Source organism: Oceanicella sp. SM1341 (assembly GCF_003448965.1).
Classification (GTDB): Bacteria; Pseudomonadota; Alphaproteobacteria; order Rhodobacterales; family Rhodobacteraceae; genus Paroceanicella.
In genome coordinates, this window is record NZ_QRGC01000028.1 from 52,832 (window position 1) to 65,534 (window position 12,703).

At 71.8% G+C, this 12,703-nt stretch carries 10 protein-coding genes; 7 read left to right on the forward strand and 3 right to left on the reverse strand.

Going from position 1 to position 12,703, the window contains the following annotated elements:
• Positions 1 to 84: 84 nt before the first annotated feature.
• The 6 genes from D3P35_RS20480 (at position 85) to D3P35_RS20505 (ending at position 8,029) form a co-directional block, all read left to right on the forward strand.
• Positions 85 to 1,374: a flagellar hook protein FlgE gene (locus D3P35_RS20480; RefSeq protein WP_118137341.1), complete on the forward strand. Its 1,290-nt coding sequence runs from the start codon at positions 85 to 87 to the stop codon at positions 1,372 to 1,374.
• 37 nt (positions 1,375 to 1,411) lie between these two features.
• Positions 1,412 to 2,872, forward strand: coding sequence for a flagellar hook-associated protein FlgK (gene flgK / locus D3P35_RS20485; protein ID WP_118137343.1), 1,461 nt, complete (start codon positions 1,412 to 1,414; stop codon positions 2,870 to 2,872).
• A gap of 4 nt (positions 2,873 to 2,876) precedes the next feature.
• On the forward strand, positions 2,877 to 3,884 hold the full coding sequence (locus tag D3P35_RS26945; protein WP_118137345.1) for a flagellin: 1,008 nt from the start codon (positions 2,877 to 2,879) through the stop codon (positions 3,882 to 3,884).
• A 79-nt stretch (positions 3,885 to 3,963) separates the two neighbouring features.
• Positions 3,964 to 5,082 carry a flagellar basal body P-ring protein FlgI gene (locus D3P35_RS20495; protein WP_118137347.1) on the forward strand — a complete coding sequence of 373 codons (1,119 nt, stop codon included), beginning with the start codon at positions 3,964 to 3,966 and terminating at the stop codon, positions 5,080 to 5,082.
• A gap of 268 nt (positions 5,083 to 5,350) precedes the next feature.
• A complete protein-coding gene (locus tag D3P35_RS20500) occupies positions 5,351 to 6,016 on the forward strand; it encodes a sulfotransferase (RefSeq protein WP_157982243.1) in 666 nt (221 codons plus the stop codon).
• 510 nt (positions 6,017 to 6,526) lie between these two features.
• Positions 6,527 to 8,029 (forward strand): oligosaccharide flippase family protein, encoded by a 1,503-nt coding sequence (locus D3P35_RS20505; protein ID WP_118137351.1) that lies wholly within the window; start codon positions 6,527 to 6,529, stop codon positions 8,027 to 8,029.
• 111 nt (positions 8,030 to 8,140) lie between these two features.
• On the opposite strand, the gene D3P35_RS20510 is transcribed toward D3P35_RS20505, so the two are convergent.
• Positions 8,141 to 9,067 carry a glycosyltransferase family 2 protein gene (locus D3P35_RS20510; RefSeq protein ID WP_118137353.1) on the reverse strand — a complete coding sequence of 309 codons (927 nt, stop codon included), beginning with the start codon at positions 9,065 to 9,067 and terminating at the stop codon, positions 8,141 to 8,143.
• Positions 9,068 to 9,471: 404 nt separating this feature from the next.
• Here D3P35_RS20510 and D3P35_RS20515 point away from each other — a divergent pair, with 404 nt between their 5' ends.
• A complete protein-coding gene (locus D3P35_RS20515; protein WP_118137355.1) occupies positions 9,472 to 10,362 on the forward strand; it encodes a hypothetical protein in 891 nt (296 codons plus the stop codon).
• A gap of 11 nt (positions 10,363 to 10,373) precedes the next feature.
• Here the strand turns inward: D3P35_RS20515 and D3P35_RS20520 are convergent, their stop codons facing one another.
• On the reverse strand, positions 10,374 to 11,825 hold the full coding sequence (locus D3P35_RS20520; protein ID WP_198670720.1) for a hypothetical protein: 1,452 nt from the start codon (positions 11,823 to 11,825) through the stop codon (positions 10,374 to 10,376).
• Between the two features lie 7 nt (positions 11,826 to 11,832).
• Entirely contained in the window at positions 11,833 to 12,642 is an 810-nt protein-coding gene (locus D3P35_RS20525; protein WP_118137357.1) for a glycoside hydrolase family 16 protein, read from the reverse strand.
• Between the last annotated feature and the right edge of the window lie 61 nt (positions 12,643 to 12,703).

The following is a 12,703-nucleotide window of genomic DNA, read 5'->3' on the forward strand; positions in this document are numbered from 1 at the left end:
GATCCCCGGGGAACCGGGAAACAGATACCCGGAAACCGGGCCCGTGACACCAGAGAGCCGTTTGCTTCCGCCGAAGGGAAAGACATGACCATCTCCTCCTCGCTCAACGCCGGCGTGACCGGGCTGTTCGCCAACGCCTCGCGCCTCGCGACGATCTCCGACAACATCGCGAACTCGGCCACCTACGGCTACAAGCGCGCCGGCACGGATTTCTCCTCGCTGGTGCTCACCGAGAGCGCGGGCAGCTACACCGCCGGCGGCGTGCGCACCCAGAGCTTCCGCGAGGTCTCGGGCAAGAGCACCCTCGTGGGCACCACCAACCCCACCGACATCGCCGTCTCCGGCGTGGGCATGCTGCCGGTGAGCACCCTCACCTCCATCGAGGCCGGCGCGCTGAACCCGCCGCTGCTGCTCACCACCACCGGCTCCTTCCGCCCCGACGAGCAGGGCTACCTCACCACCACCTCCGGCCTGGTGCTGATGGGCTGGGCGGCCAACAGCGACGGCACCATCCCCGCCAACGCGCGCGATTCCGCCTCCGGGCTGGAGCCGATCCGCGTCTCCACCGGCTATTCCGCCCAGCCCACCACCGAGATCGAGCTGGGCGTGAACCTGCCCGCCACCGAGGCCCAGGCCGCGGTGCTCGCCGGCACGCCGGGCGACACGCTGGAGCTGCCCATCGCCTATTACGACACGCTCGGCGCCTCCCAGACGCTGGACATCTCCTTCACCCCCACCGGGGCGAACGACAACGAATGGACGATGGAGATCTCCGATGCCGGCGGCGTGCTCGAGACCCTCACCGTCACCTTCGACGACACCTCCGGCCTCGGCGGCGCGCTCCTCAGCGTGACCCCCACCACCAATTACGACACCACCACCGGCGTGCTCAGCCTCACCCTCTCGGACGGCAACCCGCTGGCCGTGGACATCGGCGCCCCCGGCGACATCGACAACATGACCCAGGTCGCGGCCGAGTTCGCCCCGGTGGGCATCTTCCGCGACGGCGCGCCCGCCGGCACGCTGGTGAGCGTCGAGATCGACCAGAGCGGCATGCTCAACGCCATCTACGACACCGGCTTCACCCGCACCATCTACCAGGTGCCGCTGGTCTCGGTGCCCAACACCAACGGGCTGAGGGCGGAAAGCAACCAGACCTTCTCGGTCACCAAGGAATCGGGCCAGTTCTACCTCTGGGACGCGGGCGCGGGCCCGACGGGCGAGGTGAACGGCTACGCGCTGGAGGAATCGGCCACCGACATCGCCGCCGAGCTCACCCAGATGATCCAGACCCAGCGCGCCTATTCCTCCAACGCCAAGGTCATCCAGACCGTCGACGAGATGCTGCAGGAAACCACCAACCTCAAGCGCTGACGGTCCCGCCGGCCGGCACCCCTGAAGGAGCAGAGCGATGAGCATCAGCCAGGTCCTCAACAACGCCTATTCCGGCCTCGTGGCCAGTTCGCGGCGGGCCGAGGCCGTGTCCGACAACGTCGCCAACGCGATGACCGAGGGGTTCGGCCGCCGCTCGGTGGAGCTCTCCTCCTACGTGCTGGGCCGTTCCGGCGGCGGCGTTCGGGTGGAGGGGATCGTCCGCGCCACCGACATCCGCGCCACCGCCGATCGCCGCCGCGCCGAGGCCTTCGAGAGCGGCGCCGCGATGATGAAGGAGGCCCTCGCCCGCCTCACCGACGTGCTGGGCGAGCCGGGGGCGGCCGGGGCGCTTTCCACCCGGGCCGATGCCTTCGGAACCGCGCTCTCCGCCCTGCGCGACACGCCCGAATCCACCACCCTGCAGGGCAGCCTGCTCGAGGCCGCGCGCGGCTATGCCGGCGCGCTCAACGCCGCCGCCGCCGAAACCCGCGCCCTGCGCGAGGAGGCCGACAGCGCCATCGCCACCGACGTGAAGACGGTGAACACCAACCTCGCCCGCATCGAGGACCTGAACCGCGAGATCCTCGTGCGCAACGCCGCGCGTGACGACACCGCCGGGCTCGAGGACGAGCGCCAGCGCCTGATCGACCAGGTGAACGAGATCATCCCGCTGCGCGTCGCGCGCCGCGACGGCGACCAGGTGGCGCTCTACTCCGTGGGCGGCGCCACCCTGCTCGACGGCCGCAGCTTCGAACTCGGCTTCCAGCGTACCGCCACCATCACCGCCGACATGACCCTCGCCGCAGGCGGGCTCTCCGGCCTCACCCTCAACGGGCGCGACATGGAGATCGGCCAGGGCTCCGGCCTGCTCGAGGGTGGCCGCCTCGCCGCCGCCTTCGCCTTGCGCGACGTCACCCTGCCGGAGGTGGGCGGCCGGCTCGACGCCCTCGCCGCCGACCTGATCTCCCGCTTCGAGGACCCCGCCGTCGACCCCAGCCTCGCGGCCGGCGACCCCGGTCTCTTCACCGATGCCGGCAACGCGCTCGACCCGCTCGATACCATCGGCCTCTCCGGCCGGATCGAGGTGAACGCCGCGGTCGACCCCTCGCGCGGCGGCAGCCTCTGGCGGCTGCGCGACGGCATCAACGCCACCGCCCAGGGCCTGCTGGGCGACGACACGCTGCTGCGCGCCATGGACGCCGCCTTCACCGCCCGCCTGCCCGCGCCCGCCGCCACCGGGGTGAGCGGCAGCCTCTCCGCCGCCTCTCTCGCCTCCGAGGTCTCCTCGCTGCTCTTCGGCGAGGCGGCCGCACAGGACGCGACGGCGAGCTACGCCGCAGGCCAGGCCGGCGCGCTGCGCGAACACGAGCTTGCCCTCACCGGCGTCGACACCGACCAGGAGATGCAGGACCTGCTCCTGGTCCAGACCGCCTATGCCGCCAATGCGCGCGTGATCACCGCGGTGGACGAAATGCTGCGCCAGCTTCTGGAGATCTGACACCATGATCGGCACCACCCCCGACCTGCTCTCGCACCTGCGCCTGTCGCGCTCCAATGCCTCGCTCTCCGCGGCGCTCGAACGCGCGGGCACCGAGCTTACCACCTTCCGCAAGTCCGACATCCTGGAGGCGACGGGGGGCGACCCGCGCCGGCTCTACGGCATCGAGACCCGCATCGCCCGGCTCACCGCGCGCACCGACACGCTGTCGCTCGCCGCCTCGCGCGCCTCGCTCAGCCAGTCGAGCCTGCAGACCATCTCCGCCGCCACGGTCGACATCGGCGTCGACCTGCTGGCCGAGATCGGTCGCCAGGACCTCACCTCGGCCCGCACCGAGGCCTCCCAGGCGCGCAACGCCCTCGGCTCGGTGATCGGCGCGCTGAACGCCAGCTTCGCGGGGCGCAGCCTGTTCTCCGGCGCCGCGGTCGACACCGCGCCGCTGATCTCCTCCGAGGAGATGATCGCCGAGCTCCGCACCCTGGTCGATGCCGCCCCCGACGTGCCCTCCGCCCTCGCGGCCATCGACACCTATTTCAACGACCCCGCCGGCGGCTTCGCCACCTCCGCCTACCGCGGCGCCACCCAGGACGCGCCCCCGGTGGAAACCGATGACGGCGAGTTCGCCGATTACGCCCCGCGCGCCGATGCCGACCCGCTGCGCGCCATCATGCAGGGGCTCGCCACCGCGGTGATGGCGGTCGAATCCGACTTTTCCGCCGATCCCGGCTCCCAGACCCTGCTCCTGCAGCAGGCCGGTGACGAGATCGTGAACGCCCGCCTCGCCGTGGTCGAACTGGGCAATGCCCTCGGCGTCCAGGAAGCACGGATCGAGGAGGCCGCCACCAGCACCGCCGCCGAGCAGGCCGCGCTCGAACTGGCGCGCTCCGGGATCATCGCCGTCGACCCCTACGAGGCCGCGGCCCGCTTCGCCGAGCTGCAGGGCCAGCTCGACTCGCTCTACACCGTCACCGCCCGGCTCACCTCCATGTCGCTCACCTCCTACCTCAGGTGACCGCCCCGATCCCCCGCCCGCTGCCCTGCTCCCCGGCCGGTACCGCCCCCGGCCGGAGCGCCCCTGAAAGGTCCCGCCCATGACCCGCCTCGCCCGCCTCCTGCTGGGCCTCTGCGCCCTCTTCGCCGCCGCCCTGCCGGGGGCCGGGCAGGCCGCCTCGGCGCGCATCAAGGACCTCGTGGAGGTGGACGGCGTGCGCGGCAACGACCTGGTCGGCTACGGGCTCGTGGTCGGGCTCAACGGCACCGGCGACGGGCTGCGCAACGCCCCCTTCACCGAGGAGGCACTCGCCAACCTGCTGGAACGGCTGGGGATCAACGTCTCGGGCGAGCAGTTCCGCCCCAAGAACGTCGCCGCGGTGCTGGTCACCGCCACGCTGCCACCCTTCGCGCGGGCGGGCGGACGCATCGACGTGGTGGTCTCGGCCATCGGCGACGCGAGCAGCCTGCTCGGCGGCACGCTGATCATGACCCCGCTCAACGCCGCGGACGGCCAGATCTACGCCGTGGCCCAGGGCGGCATCCTCGCCGGGGGCGTCGTCGCCCAGGGCGCGGCCGAAAGCGTGACCCAGGGCGTACCCACCGCCGGCACCATCCCCGGCGGGGCCCGGGTGGAGCGCGAGATCGCCTTCAGTTTCGCCACCATGGACAACCTGCGCCTCGCCCTGCGCGACCCGGATTTCACCACCGCCAGCCGCATCGCCGCGGCGATCAACACCGGGCTGGGGCGCCCTGTCGCGCGCATGCAGGATTCGGGCACCGTCCAGCTCGACCTCGCGGCCTCCGGCGTGCCCCCCGCCCAGCTCATCGCCCGGCTGGAGAACATCGAGGTCACCCCCGACCAGCGCGCCCGCGTCGTGGTTGACCAGCGCTCGGGCACCATCGTGCTGGGCAATGACGTGCGCGTCTCCCGCGTCGCCATCGCCCAGGGCAACCTCACCCTGCGCATCTCCGAGGCGCCGCTCGTGGTCCAGCCGAACCCCTTCACCCGCGGCGGCGACACCGTGGTGGTGCCGCGCACCGATGCCGAGATCATCAACGACCCCGGCACCCAGCTCGCGGTGGTCGACGACACGGTCTCGCTCTCCCAGCTCGTCCAGGGCCTGAACGCCCTCGGCATCGCCCCGCGCGACATGATCGACATCCTCAAGGCGATCAAGGTCGCCGGTGCCCTGCACGCGGATTTCGTGGTGCAGTGACCCCCGGGACCACTGCCCCCGCGCCTGCATGACAGTTCTGTGATATGCTGCCTCGGGCGCATTGCGCCCGCCCGCGAGGCAGGGTCCGAGGTGGTGCACCGCCATCGCCTCTCTCCGCCGCGGCGAAGACCAGGCGAAGCCCTTCGGGGGAGGCGACCGATTTTCCGCTTCCCATCGTTAACTCTTATTGGTACCTCTCCCGGGCACGCGCGATGATGTCCGGGTCGGAAAGACATCATTTTTATTAGAAAAAACAGAGAGATACCCCGTGCAGAACCCCTCCCGGAAGTACGTGTTCATCATCACCTACGGCCGCTCCGGCTCCACGCTTCTGCGCAGGATCCTCGGCACGCTGCCCGGCTGCCACATCACCGGTGAAAACTACATGACCCTCTACCCGCTCTTCCTGAGCGCAGAGGCCGCCCGGCAAACCAAGAAGAGCTTCGGGGAGAAGCCGCTGGCCGACATCGACCCCTGGTTCGGCGCCGACCGCATCGTGCCCAGGCGCTACGCCCGCCGGCTGGTGAATGTCTTCATCGACGAGGTGATCGCGCCCCCCGAGGACGCCCGGATCATCGGCTTCAAGGAAATCCGCTACTTCGAGGGCGGCCGCGACATGGAGCGCTTTCTCGATTTCATGGCCGAGCATTTCGCCCCGGCGAAATTCGTCATGAACACCCGTAACTGGGAGGCGGTGGCGAAATCGAGCTGGTGGAAGAAGCAGGACCCGCAGAAGATCCGCGGCCTGGTCGAGACCGCCGATCAGCGCATGCATGCCTATGCCGGGCAGAACCCCGACCGCGCTCACGTGATCGACTATTCCGACTTTTCGCGCAACGACCCTCACGCCCTGGACGCACTGTTCGATTTCCTCGGCGAAACCCCGGACCACGAGAAGATCGGCGAGATCATGGCCGAACGTCTCACCCACTGAAGCGCAGCGGACGCGGAGAGCCGAGATCGAGGCGATCTCCGAGGAACATCACTTCGACTGCGCCTTTTACAGCGCGATCACCCGCACCGAGAACACGCTGAACGCATTCCGCCGCATCAGGGTGGCGGAGCGCGCCTGACGCCCCGGACGCGGCATTTCTCCTTGGTTGCGGCGCGGCATCCGGTGTAGATTCTCGTCCGGGCGGCGGGGGAATTTCTCCCCTGTCCGCTTGCCTGCGTCGCCCTCCGGCGGCCCTGACCGTTGTCCTGTGCGGGGCGTTCCGCGCAGGGGGGGCGCGGCCCCGTTTCCGATACCGAATTGATCCGCATCGCATTTTTCCCGGGCCGGCCCCGTCACGCCGGCCGCTGACACCAGGGGGAGCTTCCCCGGCCGGCCGCCGTTGCGGCGTCGCCCGCGCCACCCGTTCCCGGCCCCGGCATTTCCCGACGGCCGGCCCGCGCGCCCCGCGGCGCGATTGTTGCCGATATCCGTTTGGTTCGAAGTGATTCCATGAAACAAGACACCCCCCGCAGCCTGTCCGATCGCACGGCCGGCGCCGGCATCTGGCTCGTCGCCGGAAAGCTCGCCTCCAAGGCCATCGACTTCCTCATCCTGCTTCTCCTCGCCCGGCTGCTCGGCCCGGAGGATTTCGGCCTCGTCGCCATGGCGCTCACCGTGGTGCTGATCGTCGAGGCGGTGCTCGAGCTGCCGCTGATGCAGGCGCTCGTGCGCGTGCCCGAGCCCAGCGTGGCGATGTTCGACACCGCCCTCACCCTGGGCCTGCTGCGCGGGCTGGTGATCGCGGGGCTGCTCGGCGCGCTGGCCTGGCCGGTGGCGGCCTTCTACCAGGAGCCGCGGCTCGCGCCGCTGCTGGTGGTGCTCGGCCTCGGCCCGGTGATGCGCGGCATGATGAGCCCGCGCATGGTGCTGTTCATGCAGCGGCTCGACTTCCGCCGCGAGGCCGCGCTCGACATCACCGGCAAGACCGTGTCGCTGCTCGTCGCGGGCGGCATCGCGCTCGCCACCGGCAGCTACTGGGCGATTGCCGCGGGCACGGTCACCACCCCGGTGGTCACCACTTCGCTCTCCTACGTGATGGCCCCGCACCGGCCGCGCCCCACCCTGTCCGAGTGGCCGCGCTTTGCCGACATGGTGGGCTGGAACAGCCTCTACCAGCTGTTCTCGGCCATCAACTGGCAGATGGACAAGCTGATGCTCGGCCGCTTCCTCGCCCCCGGGCTGTTCGGGCGCTTCTCGCTGGCCAACGACCTCGCCACCATCCCCTACCAGGCCATCCTGATGCCGCTGCTGCGCCCGCTCATGGCCGGGTTCGCGCCGCTCGCCCAGTCGCCGGAGGCGCTGGGGGCGGCCTATTGCAAGGCGGCGAACGCAGTGGTCTTCGTCACCGGGCCGCTGCTGCTGGGCCTCGCGCTGCTGGCCGAGCCGGCGGTGCGCATCGCCCTCGGGCCGCAATGGCTCGAGGTGGCGCCGATGCTCACCTGGCTCGCCCTCTGCGGGCTGATGCCGCTGCCGGTGCGCCCCATGCAATCCCTCGCCATGGTGCTCGACCGCACCCGCTACACCACGCTGCAGATCGGGCTGGAATTCGCCTTCAAGCTGCCCGCCACCCTGCTGGGCATCCTGTGGTTCGGCATCTGGGGGGCCATCGTGGCCCGCGGCCTGGCAAACCTGGTGGTGATCGCGGTCTCCGCGCTGATCGTGCGCCGGCTGATCGGCCTGTCGCTCACAGCCCAGGCCCGGGCGGTCTGGCGGCCCTCGGCGGCCCTGCTGCCCATGGCGGCGGTGCTGCTCGCCGGCGCGCCCTGGCTCGGGGGGATGCCCGCCGGCGCCGGGCTGCTCGCGGCCGGCGCGCTCCTCGGCGGGGCGGCCATGGCAATGTTCCTCGCCGCCGACCTCGCCCTCTGGCGCCTCACCGGCCGGCCCGGCGGCATCGAGGCGGTGGTGGTGGCGCGCGCCAGCCGCATCCTCTCCCGCCTCCTGCGCCGCCGCTAGCCGGGCCGGCCGGGGCGGGGCCGCGCGCGCCGCGCGTCGTTCCCCGAGCGGGGGCTCGATGCCCCCCGAGGGGAAGGCCCGGCCGGGGGCCCCGCGCGCCCCTTTGCCGGCTCAGCTCATGTCGCGCACCCGCCCCGGGCTCAGCCGCCCGGTGAGCGCGTGCAGAAGGGCCAGCAGGTTCCCCCCCAGCCGCCCGCGCCGGTCCACCCAGGGCTCGGGGCGGAGCGCCCGCCCCGCATTGGCGATCAGGTTGCGCTTCATCTGCGCGAAGGCCCGCCCGCGCGACATGGTGCCCTTGCGGCTCAGATACACCGGGTTGGCGATCTGCGAATAGCCCAGCCGCCGCCCCGGCGAGCGCCCGCGCTTCGAGCCCAGGTGCACCCCGCGCAGCCGCGCGCTCTTCACGATGCGCCCGTGTGCGGCGATCTGCCGGCTGAAATCCACGTCCTCCAGCCAGGCGTAGAAGGGCAGCCCCTCGTCGAAGGCGAGCCCATGCGCGCGCACCGGCGCCAGCCGCACCACCATGTTGCAGCCATAGCCGTTGTAGGCCTCCGCCAGCCCGTCGCCCTCCCCCATGCCCGGCGCGGGCGGGGCCACCTGCAGCGCCGCCATCCCCTCGGCCAGGCTCAGCCCCGGCCCGAGGATCCCGTCGGCCAGCACCGTGCCCGTGGCCATCACCACGTCGGGCGCCTGCAGGAACAGCCGCTCCGTCTCGGCCAGGAACTCCGGGCAGGGCAGGAAATCATCGTCGAGGAACACCATGAGATCGGCCTCCGGCGCCGCGCGCATCAGCGCGTTGCGCTGGTTGCACAGCCCGCGCGGCGCGCTCACCACCGCCGAGGGCCCGGGATAGCCCGCCCCCAGCCGCCCGGCGTCGAGATCGGCGCGCGGGTCGGCCGGGCAGATCAGCAGCCGGTCGGCCGGCCGGGTCTGCCGGGCGAGGAGGTCGATCGTGTCGGCCAGCACCTCGCGCCGCCCCGCGGTGGCGATGGCGATGGCGATATTCAGTCGGTTGGGGGTCGGCCGGTCGGGGGTCATGGGCGATGTGCTCCTCTGCGCCGCCTGTGTCCGGATGCGCCATTGACGCGGCGCATCCGAGACGAAAGGATCAGGGATATTGAGATGGCCTGTCCCGCGCGGGGCAGGCCGGAAGAGCGCCCCCGGCCCTCGTGCCGGGAGCAGGTTCGAAAGTCGTTTTTGCCGGGCCGGTGTTTCCGGCCCTCCATTGCAGTTCGCATCCCCGGGGCCAGGCTCCGGGCCCGCCTCCGCGTTTTGTTCCGGAGGGGCGCCCGGCCAGGCGAGACGGCCCGGCTCCCGGCTCCGTGCGTGGTCAGGTCAGGTATGATGTCAGCAGTTCTCCCGCCGGTGGCGCCCCGCCCCGGCAGCATTCTCCCGCCCCGTGTCGCCGGCGCCCCGCGCCGCCCCGCGCCGGGAGCCCTCTCTTGAGCCCCGCGCCGCGCCGTTTCCTGCTGGTCTCGCGCGTGGGCGCGCAGAGCCTGCATGCCGGCTGGATCGCCCCGGGCGAGGACCGGCTCTACGATGTCTTCCTCTCCGCCTACGACCCCGCGCTGCCCGAGATCACCGGCGAGGGCCTGTTCTTCGAGCGCCGCGAGGGCACCAAGGTGGCGGGCTATGCCGGCTTTCTCGACGATCACGCCGCCCTGCTCGGCCGCTACAGCCATGTCGCCTTCTTCGACGAGGACCTCGCCGCCGATGTCGCCACCCTCAACGGGCTCTTCGCCTGCTGCGCCGAGCATGACCTGCGCCTGGCCCAGCCCGCCCTCACCCTCGACAGCCATTTCTCCTTCGCCGCCCTGCTGCAGCAGAAGAGCTTCCGGCTGCGCTACGTGAACTTCGTCGAGATGATGTGCCCGGTGTTCCGCGCCGACGCGCTGCAGCAGGTGCGCCCGCTGTTCGGCATGGGGCTGGAGAGCGGCATCGACCTTGCCTGGTGCAACCTGCTCTACCGCTCGCCGCGCGATTTCGCGGTGATCGACGCCTTCCCGGTCACCCACACCCGGCCGGTGGGCGCGCAGAAGGAGCGCAACGGCTTCGAGGGCGCGCGCGGCTACGAGGACGACATCGGCACCGTGCTGGGCCTGTTCGAGCTGCCCTGGCTGAGCTGCGTGCCCTACGCGGCCGAAACCCGCTCCGGCCGCCCGGTGACCTCGCGCGCCCGGCTGCTGCTCGGCGCGCTCGGCCTCGCGGCGGCCCCCTTCCGCCAGCGCCCCGTCGCGCGGCGGCTCAAGGCCATCGCCCTGCACTGGTACCACCTGGTCGAGCGCCCGCCGCGCAACATCCCGCGCGGCCTGCCCGCCAGCCTGCGGAGCTGAGGGCCCGCCGCTCATGCCGGCAGCGCCCCGGCCGGCCGGCCGGGGCCGGGGGCGGCCCTCGCCACCCGCTCGCGCGCCGCGCGCCGCTCGCCGGCGAGCGCCACGGCGGTGATCAGCCCGTACTGGAAGGCCACCATCGGCCCGGGGTCGGGGGTGGTGCCCACCAGCAGCACCAGCACGAAGCCCGGCGGGTAGGCCCAGCGGATGCCCGAGATCATCGCCGCCCCCTCCGCGTCCTGCGGGTGGGCGCGGCGGGTGAAGGTGCGCAGCAGGAAGACGGCATAGAAGAACGCCCCGGCAAAGCCGGTGTTGCTCGCCACCGCCACGGCGAAGTTCGAGGCCCGGGTCGAGCCCACGCCCACCCCCAGCCCCCAGGTGTCGAGCGCCGCCTGCCAGGAGACCGCGGTCCACATGCCGCGCTCCTCGAAGGAGCTCGAGGAGGTCTTCTGCAGCACCATCCGGTCGATCATCGCCACCAGCGGGTCGAGCACCGCGGGGTGGAAGGCCACGACGGCGGTGAGGGCGCCGAACCCCGCGAAGGCCAGCCAGAACTCCGCCGCGAGCCCCCGCCTGCGGTAGGCGCCGCGCTTCAGCGCGCCCGCCCGCCAGGCCCATTCCATCACCACCATGCAGATGAACAGCGCGAGGCCCACATAGGTGGCCGAGGAGGTGGAGAACCAGCCGAACAGCACCAGCCCGCCGCAGAGCAGCGGCGCGCGCCGGTTGCGCAGCCGCTCGTCGCGGATCGCGCGGCGCAGGAACCACAGCGCGGTGAGCATGGCGATGCACACCGAGCCGTAGGAGGAGGCCTCGGGCATCAGCCCCACCACGCGCTTGGCGCCCAGCACCTCCACGTCGGTGAGCAGCGCGTAGGAGGCGGTGCGGAACGGCGCCAGCACCGGCTCCAGCGGCACGAACTGGGTGGCATAGTCGAGCGCCCCGGTCACCAGGGTCATCGTGGCGCCGAGGCAGAGCGCGCGCAGCGCGTGCTGGCGCATCTCGGCCCCCTGCAGCAGCCGCGAGAAGGCCACCACCGCCAGCACCGAGATGGTGAGATAGGTGAGCTGCGAGATGTTCTGCGTGCTCGGCATCAGCGGCGCTGCCTGCGACAGCAGCCCCCGCACCGGGATCACCCCCACCGTGCCGGCGAAGATCCGCGGCATGGTGAAGGTGGTGAGCACCGCCACCAGCCAGAAGGCGAAGAGCCACATCAGCCGCCGCTCCTCGATGGCCGAGGTGATGACATAGGCCAGCGCCCGCTGCCCCATGAACATCCGCGCCGTGATCAGCAGCGCCACGATGGGCGTGGGCGTGAAGGTGAGCCCGCCGAGCGCCTCCGGCGGCACCACGGCGAAGGCCCCGAAGGGCATGGAGCCGAAGAACAGGTACAGCAGCACCGGCTTGCGGCTCACCAGCCCCCAGATGGCAAAGCCCCAGAACAGCGCGAGCGGCAGGAACACCATCGCCCCCTCACTCCGGCAGGGCGTAGACCCGCACGTGATCCACCAGGAGATACGAGGGGTCGGGGGTCTCGTCGATCGGCCAGCCCGAGCCGAGCGCGAGGTTCACCAGCGGGTAGAAGGGCATGTCGAACTCCGGCGGGCGCGGCACGTCCCACACCGCCCGGCGGTCGAAGTAGAAGGTGATGTGGTTCTCCTCCAGCAGCACGCCCCAGCTGTGGAAGGCCTCGGCCAGCGGCGCGCCCACGGTGGTGCGATGGGTGCGGCTGCGGTCCTCGCCGCCGGTGCGCGCGCCCCAGACATGGATCTTGCTCGAGAAGCGCTCGGGCATGTGGCCGTAATGCTCCATCACGTCGATCTCGGCCGACATCGCGCTGCGGTCGAGCCCCATCAGCCAGAAGGCCGGCCACACGCCCTTGCCCGGCGGCACGCGCATCCGCGCCTCGAAATACCCCGTGCGCGCCGAGAAGCCGCGCCCCTGCGGGTCGGTGGCCGAGAGCAGGCCGGCGCGCCAGTGCCCGTCCGCCTCGCGCCGCGCCTCGATGCTGAGCACGCCGTCGTCTTGCGTGAAGGGAAAGCCCGGCCCGGGGTCGGTGAACTCGGCATCGCCGAAATCGCCGTTCCAGGGCGTGTGGGCGATCCAGCGCGAGGGCCGCTCCCCCCAGGGGGTGACATCGAGGGGGGCGTCGAACTCCTCGGCAAAGACGAGGGTCCAGCCCTCGGGATCGATCAGGCTCTCGCTCGCCGCCGGGGGCGAGGCCAGCAGGCCGAGCGCGAGGGCGAGGGCGTGCATGAAACGGGGCATGAAGCGATCGGGCATGGGGCCGGTCCTTTCCGTCCCGGGCGGGGGGGTGCGGGCGGACGCGGGCCCGCTCCCCCGC

What these genes read in the sequence shown, in the direction of transcription:
- D3P35_RS20495 (WP_118137347.1), top strand. Translation starts at nt 3,964, where the DNA reads ATGACCCGCCTCGCCCGCCTCCTGCTGGGCCTCTGCGCCCTCTTCGCC.
- D3P35_RS26945 (WP_118137345.1), top strand. Translation starts at nt 2,877, where the DNA reads ATGATCGGCACCACCCCCGACCTGCTCTCGCACCTGCGCCTGTCGCGC.
- D3P35_RS20510 (WP_118137353.1), bottom strand. Translation starts at nt 9,067, where the DNA reads ATGACCCCCGACCGGCCGACCCCCAACCGACTGAATATCGCCATCGCC.
- D3P35_RS20520 (WP_198670720.1), bottom strand. Translation starts at nt 11,825, where the DNA reads ATGGTGTTCCTGCCGCTCGCGCTGTTCTGGGGCTTTGCCATCTGGGGG.
- D3P35_RS20480 (WP_118137341.1), top strand. Translation starts at nt 85, where the DNA reads ATGACCATCTCCTCCTCGCTCAACGCCGGCGTGACCGGGCTGTTCGCC.
- flgK (WP_118137343.1), top strand. Translation starts at nt 1,412, where the DNA reads ATGAGCATCAGCCAGGTCCTCAACAACGCCTATTCCGGCCTCGTGGCC.
- D3P35_RS20525 (WP_118137357.1), bottom strand. Translation starts at nt 12,642, where the DNA reads ATGCCCGATCGCTTCATGCCCCGTTTCATGCACGCCCTCGCCCTCGCG.
- D3P35_RS20505 (WP_118137351.1), top strand. Translation starts at nt 6,527, where the DNA reads ATGAAACAAGACACCCCCCGCAGCCTGTCCGATCGCACGGCCGGCGCC.